The organism is Nostoc sp. DedSLP03 (genome assembly GCF_034530815.1).
GTDB lineage: Bacteria > Cyanobacteriota > Cyanobacteriia > Cyanobacteriales > Nostocaceae > Nostoc.
The window spans coordinates 36,001-55,512 of record NZ_JAVRCK010000030.1 but is presented as its reverse complement, the minus strand read 5'-3'; the positions used below and the strand labels follow the sequence as shown (position 1 = coordinate 55,512).

22 protein-coding genes and 1 pseudogene are annotated in these 19,512 nt (G+C 40.5%); 16 read left to right on the top strand and 7 right to left on the bottom strand.

From position 1 onward, the window contains the following. Positions 1-24 precede the first annotated feature (24 nt). Complete coding sequence (locus tag RM368_RS16350; RefSeq protein WP_322695024.1) at positions 25-336, bottom strand: DUF3007 family protein; 312 nt, start codon at positions 334-336, stop codon at positions 25-27. A gap of 24 nt (positions 337-360) precedes the next feature. Next, the gene (gene ndhL, locus RM368_RS16345; RefSeq protein WP_322695023.1) at positions 361-573 is read right to left on the bottom strand and encodes an NAD(P)H-quinone oxidoreductase subunit L; all 213 of its coding nucleotides are present in this window, start codon (positions 571-573) and stop codon (positions 361-363) included. 179 nt (positions 574-752) lie between these two features. On the opposite strand from ndhL, the gene RM368_RS16340 reads away from it, so the two are divergent. Further along, the gene (locus RM368_RS16340) at positions 753-905 is read left to right on the top strand and encodes a hypothetical protein (protein WP_322695022.1); all 153 of its coding nucleotides are present in this window, start codon (positions 753-755) and stop codon (positions 903-905) included. 768 nt (positions 906-1,673) lie between these two features. Further along, the gene (locus RM368_RS16335) at positions 1,674-2,990 is read left to right on the top strand and encodes a hypothetical protein (protein ID WP_322695021.1); all 1,317 of its coding nucleotides are present in this window, start codon (positions 1,674-1,676) and stop codon (positions 2,988-2,990) included. Between the two features lie 18 nt (positions 2,991-3,008). On the opposite strand, the gene RM368_RS16330 is transcribed toward RM368_RS16335, so the two are convergent. Continuing rightward, the gene (locus RM368_RS16330) at positions 3,009-3,929 is read right to left on the bottom strand and encodes a lysylphosphatidylglycerol synthase domain-containing protein (protein ID WP_322695020.1); all 921 of its coding nucleotides are present in this window, start codon (positions 3,927-3,929) and stop codon (positions 3,009-3,011) included. A gap of 342 nt (positions 3,930-4,271) precedes the next feature. Between RM368_RS16330 and RM368_RS16325 the strand changes: the two genes are divergently transcribed. Both RM368_RS16325 and RM368_RS16320 read left to right on the top strand, forming a co-directional pair. Further along, entirely contained in the window at positions 4,272-4,838 is a 567-nt protein-coding gene (locus RM368_RS16325; protein ID WP_322695019.1) for a DUF6658 family protein, read from the top strand. Positions 4,839-4,937: 99 nt separating this feature from the next. Beyond that, on the top strand, positions 4,938-5,528 hold the full coding sequence (locus RM368_RS16320; RefSeq protein WP_322695018.1) for a hypothetical protein: 591 nt from the start codon (positions 4,938-4,940) through the stop codon (positions 5,526-5,528). Positions 5,529-6,256: 728 nt separating this feature from the next. Here the strand turns inward: RM368_RS16320 and RM368_RS16315 are convergent. Next, positions 6,257-7,129, bottom strand: a complete 873-nt coding sequence (locus tag RM368_RS16315) for an S-methyl-5'-thioadenosine phosphorylase (RefSeq protein WP_322695017.1) — start codon at positions 7,127-7,129, stop codon at positions 6,257-6,259. Here RM368_RS16315 and RM368_RS16310 point away from each other — a divergent pair. Continuing rightward, the gene (locus tag RM368_RS16310; protein WP_322695016.1) at positions 7,128-7,367 is read left to right on the top strand and encodes a hypothetical protein; all 240 of its coding nucleotides are present in this window, start codon (positions 7,128-7,130) and stop codon (positions 7,365-7,367) included. The genes RM368_RS16315 and RM368_RS16310 overlap by 2 nt on opposite strands. 178 nt (positions 7,368-7,545) lie before the next feature. After that, positions 7,546-8,673 carry a metallophosphoesterase family protein gene (locus RM368_RS16305; protein WP_322695015.1) on the top strand — a complete coding sequence of 376 codons (1,128 nt, stop codon included), beginning with the start codon at positions 7,546-7,548 and terminating at the stop codon, positions 8,671-8,673. Positions 8,674-8,835: 162 nt separating this feature from the next. On the opposite strand, the gene RM368_RS16300 is transcribed toward RM368_RS16305, so the two are convergent. Next, positions 8,836-10,068: an FIST signal transduction protein gene (locus RM368_RS16300; RefSeq protein ID WP_322673381.1), complete on the bottom strand. Its 1,233-nt coding sequence runs from the start codon at positions 10,066-10,068 to the stop codon at positions 8,836-8,838. Between the two features lie 363 nt (positions 10,069-10,431). On the opposite strand from RM368_RS16300, the gene RM368_RS16295 reads away from it, so the two are divergent. Beyond that, positions 10,432-10,677, top strand: a complete 246-nt coding sequence (locus RM368_RS16295) for a Calvin cycle protein CP12 (protein WP_322673382.1) — start codon at positions 10,432-10,434, stop codon at positions 10,675-10,677. Positions 10,678-10,987: 310 nt separating this feature from the next. On the opposite strand, the pseudogene RM368_RS16290 reads toward RM368_RS16295, so the two are convergent. Further along, positions 10,988-11,695 (bottom strand): annotated as a pseudogene (locus RM368_RS16290) (transposase); the annotation flags it as partial. Next, positions 11,679-11,816 carry a hypothetical protein gene (locus RM368_RS38770; protein ID WP_416212237.1) on the bottom strand — a complete coding sequence of 46 codons (138 nt, stop codon included), beginning with the start codon at positions 11,814-11,816 and terminating at the stop codon, positions 11,679-11,681. The gene RM368_RS38770 and the pseudogene RM368_RS16290, both read right to left, overlap by 17 nt. 398 nt (positions 11,817-12,214) lie before the next feature. On the opposite strand from RM368_RS38770, the gene RM368_RS16285 reads away from it, so the two are divergent. The 9 genes from RM368_RS16285 (at position 12,215) to RM368_RS16245 (ending at position 18,997) form a co-directional block, all read left to right on the top strand. Continuing rightward, complete coding sequence (locus RM368_RS16285) at positions 12,215-12,811, top strand: DUF3177 family protein (protein WP_322695014.1); 597 nt, start codon at positions 12,215-12,217, stop codon at positions 12,809-12,811. 36 nt (positions 12,812-12,847) lie between these two features. Beyond that, positions 12,848-13,144 carry a hypothetical protein gene (locus RM368_RS16280; protein ID WP_322695013.1) on the top strand — a complete coding sequence of 99 codons (297 nt, stop codon included), beginning with the start codon at positions 12,848-12,850 and terminating at the stop codon, positions 13,142-13,144. A 160-nt stretch (positions 13,145-13,304) separates the two neighbouring features. Further along, entirely contained in the window at positions 13,305-13,493 is a 189-nt protein-coding gene (locus RM368_RS16275; RefSeq protein ID WP_322695012.1) for a DUF6888 family protein, read from the top strand. Then, positions 13,480-13,698, top strand: coding sequence for a DUF6887 family protein (locus RM368_RS16270; protein WP_322695011.1), 219 nt, complete (start codon positions 13,480-13,482; stop codon positions 13,696-13,698). Before RM368_RS16275 ends, RM368_RS16270 begins: the two co-directional genes overlap by 14 nt. A gap of 114 nt (positions 13,699-13,812) precedes the next feature. Then, entirely contained in the window at positions 13,813-14,271 is a 459-nt protein-coding gene (locus RM368_RS16265; RefSeq protein ID WP_322695010.1) for a hypothetical protein, read from the top strand. 157 nt (positions 14,272-14,428) lie between these two features. Next, a complete protein-coding gene (locus RM368_RS16260) occupies positions 14,429-14,830 on the top strand; it encodes a hypothetical protein (protein WP_322695009.1) in 402 nt (133 codons plus the stop codon). A gap of 15 nt (positions 14,831-14,845) precedes the next feature. Continuing rightward, a complete protein-coding gene (gene cbiD / locus RM368_RS16255) occupies positions 14,846-15,961 on the top strand; it encodes a cobalt-precorrin-5B (C(1))-methyltransferase CbiD (RefSeq protein ID WP_322695008.1) in 1,116 nt (371 codons plus the stop codon). A gap of 228 nt (positions 15,962-16,189) precedes the next feature. Continuing rightward, a complete protein-coding gene (guaA, locus tag RM368_RS16250) occupies positions 16,190-17,812 on the top strand; it encodes a glutamine-hydrolyzing GMP synthase (protein ID WP_322695007.1) in 1,623 nt (540 codons plus the stop codon). A gap of 780 nt (positions 17,813-18,592) precedes the next feature. Next, complete coding sequence (locus RM368_RS16245) at positions 18,593-18,997, top strand: response regulator (RefSeq protein WP_322695006.1); 405 nt, start codon at positions 18,593-18,595, stop codon at positions 18,995-18,997. Positions 18,998-19,512 lie beyond the last annotated feature (515 nt).

Below are 19,512 nucleotides of genomic sequence, written 5' to 3'. Positions count from 1 at the left end.
AATCACAACTGACCAATGATAACTTTACACCTGAGATTGCTTTTCTTGTTCTATTTCGGCTTGAATTCGTGCTAGTTCTTCGGGAGTAAGCTCGTCTAGCCGCTTTTGCAGAAAGTCTTGCTCATACTGTTCCCGCTGTTGGTGGTAGGTCATTTTTTGTCCCACCGCACGGAAAAAATAGGTGGCTAACCAGCCAACTAAGGCACTGACTAGCAAAACTTGGCTCCATATACCAGCTTTTTGATTATCCAAACCAACTAGCTGTAATCCTAAGTATGCCAAACCGCCAGCAATAAAAACACCTAAGCCAATTCCAATCGCGTCAATCCGTCGCATGAGAGTTATGACCTACCAATCTCGTTAAACTTGAACTTGTCGCCGTTGGGGTCGGAAATTTGCAAACGGCGATAGAACCAACAGACCCGGAAAGAAGAAAAACACCAAAAAGTACATAAAGACACGCTCAATGGAGCCACTCACATACCAACGCTGCTTCAGATACAGCAAAACAGCAACGGGGATTACTAGAAGGTAAGCTCCAGCCAAAATCAGATATAGCAGGGCGACAATCATAACTTTCAAGTCTTAAGCATCTGTTTTCCATCATAGGCTGAAGAGACAAACTCAGAGAAGTATAGTCATAATGCTTTCAACATAACTGCGCCAAAATTCCTCGAAACCGCTATCGAAGAGGCGAAAGCGCAGCTTTGGCAGGCTGAAGTACTTTTACTGGGGAAGATTCAACGGATTTCATGACAAAAGCTAATATCATGCTATTATGTGAATCCACTAGCAAAAAATGCTCTAGTCAAACAAAATCGAAAACCTCTTCTGAAGCGATCGCCCAATCTGGAAAAAATATTTTCAATCTAGTTGGACAAAAGACACAATTGATGGTGGAATAGATAAGGAGGTATTTGCTACCTCTAAAAAATAACTAGTTACACTAGTTGCCAAACACCTTTGGGGGTGTGGCGGAATGGTAGACGCTACGGACTTAAATAATTGAGCCTTGAAGGAGAAATCCCTCAAGTGGAAGCTCTCAAACTCAGGGAAACCTAAATCTGGTGACAGACATGGCAATCCTGAGCCAAGCCCAAAAATTTTAGATTTGCGATTTTAGATTTGCGATTAGTCTTCAATCCAAAATTCAAAATCGTTCGACTGAGCGAAGCCGAAGTCTAAAATCCAAAATTGAGGGAAGGTGCAGAGACCCGACGGGAGCTACCCTAACGTTAAGTCGAGGGTAAAGGGAGAGTCCAATTCTCAAAATCTGAGCAGGCTATTGTCATCAGGTAGCAGTGAAAACTGCGGGAGAATGAAAATCCGTTGACCGTAAAAGGTCGTGTGGGTTCAAGTCCCTCCACCCCCACTAAAAATTTAAAATACTTAAAGGCTTCGGTAGAAGGTATGAGCGGATTGTATCTAAATGTATAGATCGACTCGCTCATATCTATTTATGTATGATATTTTCTGGTTATAAATAAGTAATTTTACTGAACTATTTGATGAAGAACTAAACAATTTATCTTTAATACTTTATTTATAACCCTAGTTAATCAAATTTATGTAAAAAGATGACTGAATTTCTGAAGAAGAGATTGATGCTCCTGTTCGCCAAGGTTAAGCTGGTAATAATATGAACAGGAAGCCTTTTTGTCCTGATAACTGAAATGACCGCTAATCGTTTATCAATTAGTCAGGAAAATTCCCATTATGTTACGTCTAATTCTAGACAATTAGATGTACAAACTGCCCAAGAAGAGGTTTATAGCTTCTTTGTGGAAATTGTCAATAAATTGCCACCAGAAGATGTTTTACGAGAATTCAAAACTTTATTTATAGACGGTCTTGATTGCGAATATTCCGATTATATACCTGGAATATATAGTGTATTTTTAGATGATAACGAAGAAGAATTATACAATACACTTAAGCGGTGTTGCTACATCATAATTAATAACTGGAAAACTAACCGAAAAGACAAATATATCCAAGACTTAGTTAATTTATTTGTTCATGAAAATCTGAAAATCAAAGACAATAATCCTCCAGTCGTAAAAACTTGTAAAGTCTGGTTAGAGAAGTTTGCGAACAGCAAAGATTACAAGGATCTGAAATTATTTGTTACTAAATATGAAGAATCATCTAAAGGTCATTGGGCTAATCGCTATACTTCCTATTTATTGATCGATCAATCTGTTAATAATAAGAACCCTAAAGAGCAACAAGAAGCTGCTAGAAGGCTTTCTAAACAGATGAAAGACAAATTTAAGTTTGAACTAGCAATGTATATTGCTCGTTCTCAATCTGCTGTCTCAAGCACAACACGCTATAAAAATCCCAGTATTTTGGGAGATCAAGCTCTGCGCTTAATAAAAGCAATTGTCTTAAAAAAAGGCGTATTTAGCCATGAAAATATCGCCCATATATTTATCAAGCAAACGGCAAATCAAACTCTGAAAGAATTTAAAGCAAGTTTAGAAAAATACCTATTTTTTCCTGTAGAAAATCAAGAATCAGTCGAAACTTGGCGGCGGCAGTTTGCACATAGTTTATCGTTCTGGAAAAAAGATTATAATCAAGAAATTATTACTAAAGAATTGTTTTTGAGAACCTGTAATCGAGTGATTGATTACTTGACAACCGAAAATTCTAAAGAACCTTCACAATTATTTATTTTATTAATTAGTCAAGGTCATGCTCTCACCCTAGTAATTATATTATTAAAGATTATTTTGATTTGTAGAAATTCTCGAAGACATTTAGAAACCCGGATTGCTCATTTGATTCGTTTTTACGAAAAATATTCCGAAGAGGAATGCAAAGGAGTAATAAAATTTATCGAGATTTTTAATATTACGTTCGCAATTTATGCAGAAAATGTAGAATATAACTTGATTAAGATGGAAGAAGAGGAACAAAGCAGTAATCAGCAATTGAATTTGGATAGTTATCGTGTGTTTTCACAGATAAAAGTAGATAGATAAAAATGAGTTTTGCCTGATTCAAGATTTCGCAAGGCGTTCATCTAACCAAGCTAAGGCAGCACCCGCAGTTTCAGCTAAAATACTGATGAGGCGATATAGAGCGATCGCACTAAATACTAAGGCAGATGGAAAGTGGTGTCGTAAAAGTTCATACGCAGTCGCTTCAAACACACCTAACCCACCAGGCGCACCAGGTATAACAAACCCCAACAACCAAGCGCAACTAAAAGCCCCAAATAACAAAGGAATTTGATTCGCATTCAACGAACCCAAGGCGAAAATAGTTAGTATAAACCCAGTGGCGCGTAGTCCCATAAAGCCCACTTCTCCTAACAAAGGGCGCAAAGGGTAGCTTTTAACACTGAAGGGAACAGTTGATTGAGTGGTAGCAGCAGACTTTTTTGCTTTTAATTTATACAAAAAACGAATAATGGGGTTTAAAAACCACGGATGAATCGCACCAAGGACTACAGCTAAACTCAGAAATTGTAGTATTTGGATAACAAGGGTACTATTAGCTGGTGCAAATTGGCTACTGCATAAGACAATGATGATTAAAGCAGCTGCTAGCATGAGTAGGGGTTCTAGCAAAACGCTTAAGGTGGCTGCACTGGTAGGAATATCGGCATTTTTAGCAGCGACAATTCGTCCGTAGTGATGCCAGATATTACCTGGTAAATACTTTGCGATGTTCGTTTTTAGGTAAACTTGGATGAATTGAATAGATGATACAGGTTGATTTAACTCTTGCAAAATCCAAGTCCAGATCCAGCCTGCCCAAGTATGAGCTAGTAAAGTTACCCCTGTAGCGATCGCCATAATTGCCCATCCTACATCATCAATGCGGATAGCTCTCACCTCAATCCAATTATCCTTTAAAGCTTTCCCTAAAAAAAACAGCGTTCCCCCCAAAATTATCCAGCGTAAAAATTGCTTCATGAATTTAGTCATTTAACGTTAAGAGCAACAAGGGCTGAATACCTCAAATCTTATGGTGTATCAGCTATATATCCAAATATTTTGAAGTATCAAACAACAATATGTAGTTCTTTTTACGAGAAATATATTACTTTATTTTATATCTCTCTAGAGTTAGATAAAAATATTATTTTTGTACTCATTAAAATGTAGCCTGCGCTAGAGGCAAAGAGCATTTTACTATTCATATCCTGAATACAGGTTATCAAAAGTGAGCGAACCAAAACAAGCACAATAACTTGCTGACCAATCCAATGATTCAGCAAATTCTTAGTTTATTAATATTTTGGTAAGGAGGGCTAAGTGAACGCAGTGAGAGTATTCTTGAAACAAATAAGATTGCGCCAGATATTAACTATCTTTTTAGCTGGACTATTGTTGATAGTTAGCACTGCTTGTAGTGGGGCAAATGCTCAAGGTGCAAATCCACAAAATCCTGCTGTACAAGCCGGTGGAGCAAACAACCCTTATAAGAATGGTGGAGACAAGTATAGCAACTATAGAATGTCTACCGATCCGAAAATAGCAAACCCAAAAGCCAATCAGGGACGTGACCAAGCTAGCTTACAACCAAGTTCGCAATTGTTGATTGCTACAAATACAGAATCTGAGATCCTTTATCCTGGTGGCGAGACACCAGCAGGTCGAGTCCAGAAAGAAGCAGAACTGCCATTCATCACAGATAAAGACTTCCGCCAGCCTGAACCCGGTGGTTTGATTCAGAATGAATCAAATGTAGGAGAGCGGGTTAAAGATCGGCTTGAGACTGTAAAAGAAGCCGTTGAAGAAGCTTCCGGCTTTTTGAACAACAAGGCAGATGAAGCTAAAGCAAGACCTGAATTACAACCCAATCCAGCAGGAAACAGATAAAACTCTTATATTTTCTGAATGCTTTGGATGTAAAATTAATTCCGAATGCCATCTTGGTTGAAGTTTAACTTAGTCACAAAAATGCAAGGACTTAGAACTATGAAAAAAGCAATGAATTGGCTGAAAAACATTCGTCCCTTGAAAGTTGTAACTGTTTTTTTAGCAGGGATGTTTCTATTTATGGCCCAGGCTTGTGGTGCTCCAGGAATAGCAACACAGCCACCACAACCTGGCGATCAAGCACCTAATGTTGAACGATACGATGCCACAAAAGATTATCCTCTGAATTCTCCTACTGGTGGAATCAATAACTTTAGTGATGTAGATCCCAGAGCAACAGATGAAAAGGCAGCTAATGACAAAGCTGAGGCATTAGTGAAAAATGCTCAAAAGAATATTGACCAAAAAGGAGTTAACAGTCCAGGGGAATATATCCGTAACTTCAAGGAAGGTACACCCTTAGGTCAAAGAGGGAGAAATCTGGGTGAAGATATAGGTAGTTCAGCTGAAGAACTTGGCAAAGGTCTTGTTAAGGGAACTCAGCGAGGAATTGAAAATATCAAGGGTAATACCCAGAATGCTGCTGAAGACGTGACGACAAATGTTCAGCGTGGAGCTGAGGATGCTGGTAAAAATGTTAAGCGCACAGCTGAGGATGCAGGCAAAGCAGTTAAGAACACAGTCGATTGAAATTAAGCTGATGCGCTTCTAGATTGTAAATTTTGACGTTAAGACTGTCCTAAGTCAATTGGTCATCTGTCCTTTGAAAACAAATAACTAATGACAAGGATTGCTCCTTTAATATACAACTTGAATGCGTAACAGCTTAGTCATTGCATCTCTGGTAAAAATATAAAAGCGCCCACAGATTAAAGTCTGGGGCTACTAAAATAAAGCCTGCACAAGCAGGCTTTATTTTAGTTTGATGTGGGCAGGATTTAAGATCGCGTGAGTTCGATGAACCCCTCCCTGCCTTGAACTAAAGTTCAAGTCTGTCCCTCTCCGAGTCGGAGAGGGACGGTTTTGCGTAGTAAAACCAGGGAGAGGTCTTTTGATTAGATTTTAGTAATGAGCGATCGCCTCTATAATTTCACGATCGTGTTATGTCACCGAATAGCCGATCGTAGCGATCGCTCTTGCTCTAATCTAAATACAGCATTTCATTAATTCCTAGCGAATTAATGAAAGGCAATACCTTGCATTGTTAATGCGGTGGCCGCCTTGTTAATACATCGACTTGCATTGTTAATACGTTCCCTTGCATTAAAAACGCTACGCTTTTACGCAAAACTGTATTAAGAAACTGCGTAAGCGTAGCTCTTCTCCTGTCGCAGACGCTCTGCTAGCTTGCTTCCACAAAGTGGTACGGCTGCGCTCAGGAACCACCCGTCATAAACATCGCTCATTCATCAGCAACACTACAAATACTTCTGCAACAATAACCCTAACTTTTCCTTCGTCGCTGCTGGTGCTTTATCCAATTGAGTCAAAATCGCATACTGCAACGCCGAATGCGCCTCACTGGTTGGCGGATTTTCACTCAAGCGCCGCACAGTTTCTTGAATCACCTTTTGAGCATTCACAGCATTTCGCAGCAAATTACCAATCACCATCTCCACCGTCACACTGTCATGGTCTGGATGCCAACAATCATAATCTGTCACCAGCGCTAAGGTTGCATAAGCAATTTCCGCTTCTCTTGCCAACTTCGCCTCTGGTAAATTCGTCATCCCAATGATTGTTGCACCCCAACTGCGGTAAAGATTCGATTCTGCCTTAGTAGAAAAAGCTGGCCCTTCCATGCATACATAAGTGCCGCCGCGATGGAGAGTAACTTCTGGTAAATTGAGAGATGCGATCGCATCTGCCAACACAGCAGCCAAATTCTGACAAATCGGATCGCCAAAGGCAATGTGAGCCACAATTCCCTCACCGAAAAACGTTGAAATCCGATTTTTCGTTCTGTCAATAAACTGATCTGGCACTACCATATCCAGTGGTTTCGCCTCTGCCTTCAAGGAACCCACAGCACTAGCTGAAATTAAATACTTCACACCCAATTGCTTCATCGCATAGATATTAGCGCGAAACGGTAACTCAGAGGGTAAAAGCGTGTGATTGCGGCCATGACGCGCTAAAAAAGCTACCCGCGTACCATCCAAAGTCCCCAGAATCAAAGCATCAGATGGTGAACCAAAAGGAGTCTCGACTCGCACCTCTTCAACATCTTTGAGGGCATCCATTTTGTAAAGACCGCTACCACCAATAATTCCAATACTAGCTTGAGCCATGATTCTGAACCTGTTCTTTACCGATCTGCTCAGTTATTCTATCGAAAAGGGGAGTAGCAGAAAACAAAGCGATGTCTACGATGAGCTAGGCGTAGGCGTAGCCCGTCGTAGACATCGCATTTCGTGCCTAACACTATTCAATTATTATCCATTCATTATTTCTTCAGGTACAAATAGCAGCGATCGCCCAGTTTTTCAAGGGTTAATTAATAATTTTTACCAATCAAATTTACGATAATTTTTGGAAATTAATGGTTATGATTAGCCTTGAAGTTAATCGTCACCATAGTATGTAATCAATGCTTAATGTATATAAATATTAAGTATACGCACTCCTACGCAGGGAAACAAAGCAAGCGTTATACTTTTGAGAAAAGGCTTATTTTAACCCCTGCTTTTAACATTTTTATAAATCAATGACTCTCAATTTTCGCTTTGCGGTAGTCAGCGACTTACACCTGGCACTTCCTCACACAATCTGGGATCACCCTAGCCGGTTTCATCTGGTAGAAGTAAGTATCTCAGCATTTAAAAGTGTACTAGAACATTTAACACAACTCGATTTAGATTTCTTGTTGTTGCCAGGAGATTTAACCCAGCACGGCGAACCAGAGAATCACGCCTGGTTACAACAATGTTTAGCCCAACTACCTTTTCCCGTCTATGTTGTTCCTGGTAATCATGACGTTCCTGTGTTGTTAGGCGATCGGCAATCGATTGCCTTTGCGGATTTCCCTTACTATTACACAAAGTTTGGCTACGAAGATCCACGGCAGATTTACTACATTCGTCAGTTATTGCCTGGAGTTAAGCTGATTGGACTGAATTCTAACTCCTTTAATGACCGGGGAGAGCAAGTGGGGTGTTTGGATGCCAAACAGCTACGGTGGTTAGAAGAGGTGCTAGCGGCATCTGGTGATGACTTAGTTCTGGTGATGGTGCATCATAATGTAGTGGAACATTTGCCCAATCAATCGAACCATCCACTGGCAAATCGCTATATGTTGTTCAACTCAGCAGAACTATTGCAGCTGCTGAGGCGCTACGGAGTCAAGTTAGTATTTACAGGGCATTTGCACGTTCAGGATATTGCTTACTCTGATGGGGTATATGATATTACCACTGGTTCTTTAGTTAGCTATCCTCACCCTTATCGAGTGCTAGAGTTTCATCGAGATAACCAAGGTAAAGAATCGTTGCAAATTTTATCCCATCGCGTAGAGTCACTGCCTGAGTTCCCCGACTTGCAACAATCATCAAGGCAGTGGATGGGCGATCGCTCTTTCCCTTTTTTAATCAAGCTACTAACTCACTCTCCATTAAACTTACCATTATCACAGGCAAAAGAATTAGCTCCTGGTTTGCGCGACTTCTGGGCAACTATTGCCGATGGAGATGCGGTGTTAGATTACCCTCATTTTCCTCCAGAAGTGCGGCGCTACATTCAAACATATAGTGCATCACAGTCTAACTCAGCGATCGCCACTGCTGGAAATTTGACGATGATTGATAATAACAGCACACTTGTACTGAATAAGAGTTAGGAGTCAACCCTTTCCGGGAATTCAAAATTCAAAATTCAAAATTCAAAATTATTATTCCCATAAATAAATTTAGCTGACGCGGGATAGAAGGGAATAATTAATAACCCGATGCCCAATGACCAATGACAAATGACAAATGACCAATGACCAATGACAAACTCATTACTGATTTTGGCGACAAATTCCAAATGCTGAGGTGTAAGCGTGTAAAAAGGTTCTGCCACCAACAGGGCCGATTTCACCGCCACAGAAAAAGCCACCTATAGGAATATCGTTAAGATAGCGCTGAAATAATTCAGAATCGAAGTTAGGTTTACCATAAAGTCCTTCACCTCGTCCCAGACAAGAAAACATCAAAGCAGCTACAGCCGAGGGTTCAGATTCTCGTTGATGTTGATAACTTTGGAGGAGTAATTCGAGGTCTTCAGCAGAGGCTTGGGCATCGCGGAGGTGGAATTGCAGCCTTTGACCAGGACGAACGCGATCGCCAATTGCGATCGCCCCAGCATTTGGATCGACTCCAAGAATACCACGTATTAAAAAGTCCCCTTGCTGCAAAGCCAGCTTAAATTCATCCATTGCCACACCAACAAACAGAGAATGCTGTGCTAAAATCCGTTCTTGTTCGCTGAGACTAGCAATCAAATCTCGCAACACCACTAGAGGCACTTGCTCATCTAACTCTAGAATGATATTGCGATCGGCTTTTGTAACTTGCAATGGCTTGCCAATCGGTCGGCATCCTTGAGCGACAATCGTTTCCAAAACAATATTGCCAGTCAAAGCTATACCAACAGTGCCCTCACGATACAAATTTTGCTGTTCTTCACCGTTAGTATCGTTACAAAAAAGGGCAACACGACCACCCATACCTCCACCACTAGCCTGTCCCCCGACGATCGTCGATCCTGGATAAGCAAAATCCAACCCCTGCAACAAATCGTTGATTCCAGAGGCGAAAGAACTAGACAGCAAAATAAACTGCGGTGTCGGTGATGGTGGTACACCGATCAAATCAAGCCAAGCATCTGGCGAACTGTCTAAATCAGGTAATTCTTCAGCAACAACATGAAAAACTTGAATTTTCACCCCTGGAAGGTGTGCTAAAGTCAAGCTAATAGCTGGTTCAGCTTCTAATTCTTGGGTTTCTCCGTTAACTGTCGTCCCAATTACACCACCACCACTACAGCCAATTAGCACAGGCACAGAAAGTTTTTCAGCTAGCAAAGGTAACAGTCGGGAATACTCACTCGTAAAAGCAGATGAAATGAATACCAGTCCTAAATCCGCAGGTGCTGTTAACGATGAAACAGCTCGTTCCACCACATCTGTAACAGCGGCTTCCAGAGAATGACGGGTTGATAGGGCATTTGCCCACTGCATTTGGTCTGCCATGAGTTTTGAGCTTCTTTCTCTATTTTAGGCTAGTAGATTTTGACTTTTTATTTTGGGAAGAATTGCATCTTACAAGAATTGATGCCAGCCCTTTATCTCCTCCATCCCAAGAAGTTGGGGTTGTCATTCCCTAATATAGGCATCTAAATATATTGTATGATTATTTATCTATGCTACTAATTCCACAAAATCTTAAAAAATAAAGGTAAATGCATTATAGATAGAGTAGCTTGCTGTATTGGTTATAAATCAATGGCTAAAAAACTAACTTACCATCGGTTAAATGGTTAGAATGGTTATTAATCAAGCGAAAAACTGCCATTTTCTATACTAGTATTAACAACACATAACGAGACTAAAGCAATGACCAACATCCAAGAAACAGCAAAAAGCGACATCCAAGAGCAAATCCAACAAGAAGTGGAACAAGCGCGTACTGTCTGTGATATTAACGGTAGCAACTCACCAGAGTGTGCTGCTGCTTGGGATGCAGTAGAAGAATTGCAAGCCGAAGCTTCCCACAAGCGCCAAAGCAAGCCAAAAAATTCTCTAGAACAGTATTGTGATGACAACCCAGATGCCATTGAATGCCGGGTTTACGACGACTAGAAATTGAGGTAACTGGATTTTATGTTGCTTGGTTAGCAAACAACCAGCATTGACTAAAGAAGACGCCCAGAGTAGAGGACGTGGAAACTCACCAATGTCCTCCACTCGCAAGCGTTTTATTTGGAGCTACTGATTTTAGTCGTGGAAATAAAAAATAAATTCCTTATTTGAATCAATAGGCTTCTTCCAAAGGGATAAGTTGCGATTTTCATAAATTAAACAACCAATTAATTGGCACTAGGGGCGTACAGATGTACGCCCCTAGAAATTTTTTGTAATACTCGTGACTTCTAGAACACCGATTCAGTAATTACGATGAAGTAACAGACTGCTCAGTAGTGTGAGTAAAAATTTTGGCAAGGACATGAAGATTGTGAACAACGGCGATACGGCGAAGGTCAAAGAGATTTTTGCGAGAACCAACATAACGAGCTTGCTCCCCCTGCCATCGACCAATGTGAGATAAAGAATGCTCAACAGCAACACGTTCTCTGAGCTTGGCACGGCCAGCAGGAGTTAATTGGCGTTGTTTTAATTCTTGGAATAATGGTTCATCAGGATGAATCGAAACACTGCGTCCAGACTTAGAAGTAGTGCAGCGTTCTCTTAGTGGACAAGTTGTACAAATATTTTTGGGGAACTGAACTTTGCCACCAACGCTAAAAGGTAAAGTAACCCCATTTGGGCAGGAAATAGTCTGATTGTCCCAATCCAGGCTAAAAGCAGTTTTGGTAAACTTCTTACCGTTTCTTACTTGCCAAGCCTTACAATAAATAGTCAGTTCATCGCTTCTGTTTTGAACCAAGGAACTACTGAGATAAGCACGGTCAATGTGTAACTCAACCAGATTTACTTGCTGGTGTTTCAAGTCAGTAGCAATTGCATCTGTCACAGATGCTTCAGGGACATTCGCTCTTGTGATTCCAACAGCGCGAACCAAACCGTTGTTTAAATCACGCAAGACATGACGCTTATAACCATCAAATCGTTGGCTTTTACTTTTACGCCCGTGCCTCATCAAATAATTGATGGCGATATTGCCGTAAGAACGTAAACAGCTTTGCTCGTTTAATTCGCTTGACGATACTTTGCTCTAATGCCGATAGCTCTATCGGCGGCTGCCATATCTGGGGTCGCATACGTAAATTCGCTGTTGGTAATGCACATTTATTACCTGAATTTACAACAATTTTAGTTACGCCTCTCCTTGAGACTTTATTAAATCTCCCTCCAAGCTTGTTTATTGCTATAAGTGTTGCCTAGTAAGCGTTTTCTCTATTTTCTCTTCCATTATTTACTTCATTCTGGGTTGATTTTTCTTTTCTTCTGCGATTACTGAATCGGTGTTCTAGTCATACGAGATTCAATAAACTATTATCAAGAAGAATTCAGGATGAATTGAAGTCCGACTGACTCTTGAATAAAAGGGTTTAATACCCCTGCCTTATTTAGCAGTCTACAATCAGGTAGTGGTATAAAATCGCACTTGATTTATTCATACTCCTGACTTCTTTTTATCTATTGTTTGAGAAAAAATATGGACTTTAATATTTGGTTTCGACCTTTCGTCTGGATTGATTACCGACTGGCAGTATTATTCCTGGTAATTATTCCGCTAATTCTTCTGATTTGGGCATTTGTACAAAAAGCAGAAGGCATACAACGCTTATTGGCTATATACTGGCGAGTATCAAGCTTGGTGGCAATCACGGTTTACTTAATGATTGCCCAATATCCAGTTAGCTTTATCTCTGGGTTGATAGCTCAGATTTTGATCCCGATTTCGCTGTGGTTCTGGGTGGATATCAACGATGAAATTGAGTATCAAACCAGTGGTTCTTTGAAATTGATTTTTACCTCTTGGCGCTGGGCAACAACTGTTTATTGTTTTTTAGGCGCACTAGCATTTATACCTTTTTTGGGTTGTGCTTTTTCTGGCAATATGCTAAAGACTCCCTATTGTCGTGTCTGGTTTGAGGCTCCGTTACTATTCAAAGAATATTTTCATGCTAACAGCAAGGCTGAGTTTTTAGGTTTTCTTGGCATAACTAGTTTAGTAATTTATGTGCTTTACTTAAGCTATTTTGTTTTGATTAAGCTGGGCAAACAGGGACGTTCAGCCACACCACAATAAGCATCGTTACGCCACCATACCCCTACTCTAAAAAAAATGAATTCCATTGGTAAGCGACTGGAACAATACACCGCTAAACGCACCAAAGAAGTCTTAATTGTAACGGTGGAAATTGGTGATGAGCAAGATACAATTGCTATTTTCAAAGGCTTTTCCAGTTCTTTGATGCGTCCAACGGCATTTGATGCAGATGTACCTGTTCTACCAGATGGGGCAAACATCCTCAACATTGACAGAGTAGCCAGTCCTTACAATCCTGAAGCACCGCGTTATATTCAACAAGGAATTTCTTGGGAAGCTATGGAAGCTTTATTATTAGAAGTGGGAGTCTAATTAATTCGTAATTCGTAATTCGTAATTCGTAATTTTGCCGAAAGACTTACTCAATTCTTTGATTTTACTAATAATTTTCTGGGGTCAGTGGTTAAACATAGATATCAAAGTTGATTACACCAACAGTTAAAATGGGGAGAAGGTGGTGTAATTAACTAAAATGCCTACTGCTGCTCAAGCAGCAAGTTTGTATCGTATTAGCTATCAACTGACGTATATCATGCTTCAGCCCATATACCTCATTTGCGTTGATAATCGGACTCGTAATATATACATTCTTGCTGGGTATGACGAAGAGATTGAATTCCAAATTTTACCCAACGGAGAGTTATCTGATGAGCCGAATTAATTACGATTCGATGTCTGATGTTGAATTAAAACAGTATTTTCTCAAGCATCGCGGGGATCAAGCTGCTTTTCAAGCATACTTAGACAGGCTTAATCAGCGTCCGCGTAGGATTGTTGCAAGCCCTGACGATCCCGATTTTGATGAGAAGGTTCAAGCAGCGATTCGCCAAAAGCTAGAAGCCGCAAGAAACAGTAATCAGCTGTAGACGAAAATCTGTGCGATCGCATTATTTCATGGATTATTGACTCAAGGTATTGGTCAGGCGATCGCAGTTAAGACAGACTGGATTATACTGTGAGCTTTATTTGGATGGGCTTAGATGCAATATTCACAGGATGCAAACACGCCAAAACAATTCAGTCAAGAACAACGTTGGGAAATTGTACAAACCTTGCTACAACGTAAGAACCTGAGCAGTCAGGCAAAACAGGCATTCCACCAAGCTTATCCCAATGCACCAGAAGAGATGCTGAAAACTGCTGTTTTTCACACTTACGTTGATGGGATTGGAGCCGCAATAGACTGGTTAGTTGATTTAGAGTTATTTTTACGTGAACCCAGTCATGAACTAGATACTGGTGTTGCGTATCACCTGCTGTATCACCTGTACAATTGGTATCAGTTCAATGCATTGCTTGCAGATGGGAAAACAGGAGTTTTGGAATGTCTCAAGGAAATTAAGGAGTTGGCTTCAGATGGAGATATAGAGGCAATTCTTGCAGCAGTTGAGGAGCTAGAATCGATGTTTGAAGGCGATCAAAACTATCCTAGTTTTTAGTTAAGCGGCTGTATCACATGAAGCAAGCTACAGATGGGTCTAAATTGCTATCTGAAACTGTCTTCTCTACGAGACGCTGCGCGAACAATTTTGAAGAATTATTTAGACATCATAATTTTCAATCCAACAGGGTGGGTTTATGTGAGGTCTCAGCAAAGTGGATAGAACTCAACATCAGTATTACAAACCGTGGCAGATAGGAGCTTTCCCAAAAAAACGTCGTGATGTGCAATTGCTTAAAGATAGTGACGATGGTCTGGAAATAGACCTCATTTTTTACGATCCAAATCAAACTATCACAGTGAAGTTCACATATACAGAAGTGTATCGGGTTATAGACGAAGGACGCAGGCTCAAGCAACTCCAGCACTTGCCTATACCAATGGAGGAAACATTATATGTGGTGTCCAATTCAGATATTGTAGAGGAGTTAGTGGATGAATCTTGCGGAATGTTGGAAACTAAGGATGTGGTTCATTACTTTATTGTTACAGACAATGATTGTATTGACGTTATTACCAAGGCTAATATCAAACCACAATTGGGGAAAAAATGCTAGGTTCAGTGATATAAAATGTCCCGTTCTGGATACACACTTCCCGTCTTTGCCTGCGCTGCTGCTATTGCAGCTTTAGATTGGTTACACGATCGCCAACCCCTAAGCATAGCATCAGTAGATTTGATTGAACCCGCTCAAATTGCAGAAATCCCGATTGAACAGGTAGCAGGATTATCTGAAAATACAGCTTTAGCGATCGCTCGCAGCGATCCTGGTGATAATCTTGATTTGACTAAAAATACACCGATTTGGGCGCTGGTGGAATGGCGAGAACAGGGTGATGATGCTGTAATTATTAAAGGTGGAGAAGGGATTGGTAGGCAATTAAATGCCGATCGCAAGCCTGCTATTTATGCTTATGCTCAAAGGCTGTTGCAAGAGAATTTGCAACGAATGCTAGCACCGGGAGAAAAAATCACGGTGACGATTATTCTACCCGAAGGGCGATCGCTTGCTGTTCGGACTTCAAATTCTGCCTTTGGTGTGGTTGAAGGACTTTCCCTTTTAGGCACAACTGGTATTTCTCAACCTTTAAGTACACCAGATCAGCTTGCCGTTTTTCGGGCAGAATTACAAAATAAAGCCAGTCGTTTTGAAACTTTAGTATTCTGTATCGGGGAGAATGGCCTAGATTTGGCGCGTAAACTAGGGATTAATCCCGAACAATTAGTCAAAACTGCTAACTGGCTTGGCCCAATGTTAGTAGAAGCTGATCTGCTGGGTGTAAAAGAAATCTTATTATTTGGCTATCACGGTAAGCTGATGAAACTGGCTGGCGGTATTTTTCACACCCATCACTACTTAGCTGATGGACGGCGGGAAATTTTGTCAGCGCACTGTGCGATCGCAGGTTTAAAATCACCAGATATCCTAGCTGTGTTTAATAGTGCTACCGCTGAAGCAGCACTAACATACTTAAAATCCCTAGATGCTGCAACTAGTAGTAATTGGGTAAATAAAGTTTACAGTGCGATCGCCGAAACTATCGATCTTCGTGCCCAAGAATACATTCAAAGCCATAGCGAAAGCGGCACAAAAGTAACAGTCTGTGGCTCTATTCTCTTCGATCGCGATCGCAAAATTATCGTGAAGAGTAAAACTGCTGGTCTGTTGATGGGAAAATTATGTTAATTTATTATGAATAATCGTAAACAATCCAAAAAAATAATCCTTTAAGTAACCACTCTAGGGTAGATTTATCGTTTTAATACCATCTCCAACTCCGGGGTTTGACAAATGCACGTAAACTAGCGTTTGTCAAGGCTTTCTATACCATTATCAGCCTATCCAGGCTGGATAATAGCATCACCATAAACCACAAAGCATCTATTTATCCTTAACAGATATAACACTCCCGTCATGAATACAGCGGTGACTCTACCAACAGAACAAGCGCCCCAAACATTGGAAACTTTTGGGCGGCTCGATCGCCAATTGATTGTAATTTTGGATTTTGGCTCTCAATATTCTGAGTTGATTGCTCGTCGCATCCGCGAAACTCAAGTATACTCGGAAGTTTTATCCTATCGCACTACTTCTGAACATTTGCGCCAACTTAATCCCAAGGGAATAATTCTCTCAGGTGGCCCAAGTTCAGTTTATAGTGATAACGCTCCCCATTGTGACCCAGAAATCTGGAATTTGGGAATACCCATTTTGGGTGTTTGCTATGGGATGCAGTTGATGGTAAACCACCTTGGTGGGGAAGTGGCAAAGGCCGATCGAGGTGAATACGGCAAAGCCTCATTATATATTGACGATCCCACAGATTTGCTTACTAATGTTGAAGATGGCACTACTATGTGGATGAGTCATGGAGACTCAGTTATCCAAATGCCATCAGGGTTTGAATTGTTAGCACATACAGAAAATACTCCCTGCGCTGCTATTGCCGACCACGAAAAGAAACTTTACGGCGTTCAGTTCCATCCAGAGGTAGTGCATTCTGTTGGTGGCATAGCATTAATCCGTAATTTTGTCTACCATATCTGCGATTGCGAACCAACTTGGACAACAGCGGCTTTTGTTGAAGAAGCAATTCGAGAAATTCGCGCCAGAGTTGGTGACAAGCGAGTGCTGTTGGCCCTGTCTGGTGGAGTGGATTCTTCTACCCTGGCTTTCTTGTTATACAAAGCGATTGGCGAGCAACTGACTTGCGTGTTTATCGATCAAGGCTTTATGCGAAAATATGAGCCAGAGCGATTGGTAAAGCTATTTCGAGAGCAGTTTCACATTCCTGTTGAATATGTTAATGCCCGCGATCGCTTTTTGGCTAAAGTTGCCGGAATCACAGATCCTGAAGAAAAACGCCGCCGCATCGGACACGAATTTATCAGTGTATTTGAGGAAACATCCAAGCGCCTCGGTCACTTTGACTATCTAGCTCAAGGAACTCTTTATCCAGATGTGATTGAATCTGCGGACACCAACGTCGATCCCCAAACTGGTGAGCGGGTAGCGGTGAAAATTAAAAGTCATCACAATGTTGGCGGTTTGCCAAAAGACCTAAGATTTAAATTGGTCGAACCACTGCGGAAACTATTTAAAGATGAAGTCCGCAAACTTGGGCGTTCCATTGGTTTACCAGAAGAAATTGTTCAACGACAACCCTTTCCTGGACCTGGTTTAGCAATTCGAATTCTGGGAGAAGTTACATCTGAGCGGTTAAATATTTTGCGCGATGCTGATTTGATTGTGCGGCAAGAAATTAACCAACGCGGTATGTATCATGATTTCTGGCAAGCATTTGCTGTATTGCTACCGATTCGTAGTGTTGGCGTTATGGGAGATCAACGTACTTACGCTTACCCCATTGTTTTGCGGATTGTTACCAGTGAAGATGGCATGACTGCTGATTGGGCGAGAGTGCCTTATGATGTCCTGGAAGTGATTTCTACTCGAATTGTGAATGAGGTAAAAGGGGTGAATCGCGTGGTTTATGACATCACCTCTAAGCCACCTGGAACCATTGAATGGGAGTAATCAAGGTTTGAGTTGACTTAACTAAAAGCTGATTACTTTTTACTAAGGTTCAGATTACTTGCAGGAGTTGAGATTCACATACAGCAGTTTGAAAGTTAATAGTTAGGTGTATTACTTTTGACTCCTAATTACTGACTGTATCTGGAGCGTCTGTTACTTCATTTCAATAAGCTTAAGGGTTATTGGTGTAGATAATTGGTCTTTAAAGATGCGAGAAATTGCGTCTCTAAATCTAGGTTTTGAGCTTATCTGAACTGTATTGATTTAAAAATGACAATGCCGACCTGACTAGTTTTAAGACTCGGCATTGTCTATTTTTTTGACTTTTTTCAAGCTCCATCAAAATCCAAACCTAATACTTTTCGGGTAAGGGGAAAAGGAGAAAGGGAAAGGGTTTGAATTTATCTTTCCCCCTTTGCCTTTTAACCTTTCCCCAGACCAAAAAAGAGATTATTGAGTTTATCCGAAAAGTATTGAATCCAAACCTGTTAGTAATAAAGCAGTCAGTAGTTAGCAAGATTATTTTTAAACTTTAACGAATAGTTAAAGTTAATTTTTTAATGTAAATGAATTTAAACAATAACATAATTTTATCCAGTCAATAATTATAAATACCAGTGAATAATTAAGTATCAATTAAATGGTGACTAGACAAATTGAGTTATATTCTAGGAAAATAGGCGCGATCGCAGTAAAATTACCAATGGTATGGTGATAGAGATAAAAAATAAGTAGCTGATTGGAAATACATTTCATTCGATCAACATTAATGGAGATGTTATGGAACCTGCCCTTCCCCTTGCTGGCTTAAACATCCTCGTAGTTGATGATGATGATGATAGCCGCTTTTACATTACTACTGTGTTGGAAGCTGATGGAGCCACCATTATGGCAGTTGCATCGGCAGCGGTAGCATTGAAAGTATTACCTGAGTTGCAACCAGATGTCTTGATTTGTGATATTGCAATGCCTGATGAAGATGGCTACACCCTGATCCGCAAGATCCGGGCACTAAAGCCTGATATTTATGGAAAACTTCCAGCGATCGCTTTAACTGCTTATGGTGATAGCGAGTATCGTAGCCGTGCTATAGAAGCGGGTTTTCAGACTCATGTGCCTAAACCAGTCGATCCCGGAGAACTAGTTGCGATCGTCGCAGATTTGGTTGCTTCTTATAAGAATTAACACAAAGATGCAGTCATTTGTCGGTTTTTATTTGTTATTTGCCTCATCTGCCCCATGTTCCTCATCTAAAAGCGAATTGGCTATTTGAGAGTTACAAGTTTGTTTGGGTGTAAACCCGATCGTACTTAGATAGAAGTTTTCTCATCTACACACTAATCAAAATTCAGCTTTTATTAAAAAAAAATAAATAATTATGTAATTAAGTCTGTTGATTTATTTATCTATCCGCTCTTTTATTTTTTCATCTGCTCGATTTGAAGCGATATTATGTTTAACAAAGATTCTAGACTTTACAAATGAGTTTTCTTTTTCTTTTGTTTATGAATTCTAATCTGAACTCAAATAGCTGTAAGCTATGTTTAGCACTACTTTCAGACATTTTTCTCGTTATTTTCCGACAAGTCTAATGAGAGAGGGCTTATAAATTGGGATTTTGGAGCTGTTGACGGCTCTTTTCCCCTGCCCTGAAAAAGGAGTATGTGAAGAAATTGCCTACGGGGCACGAAAGGTGTTCT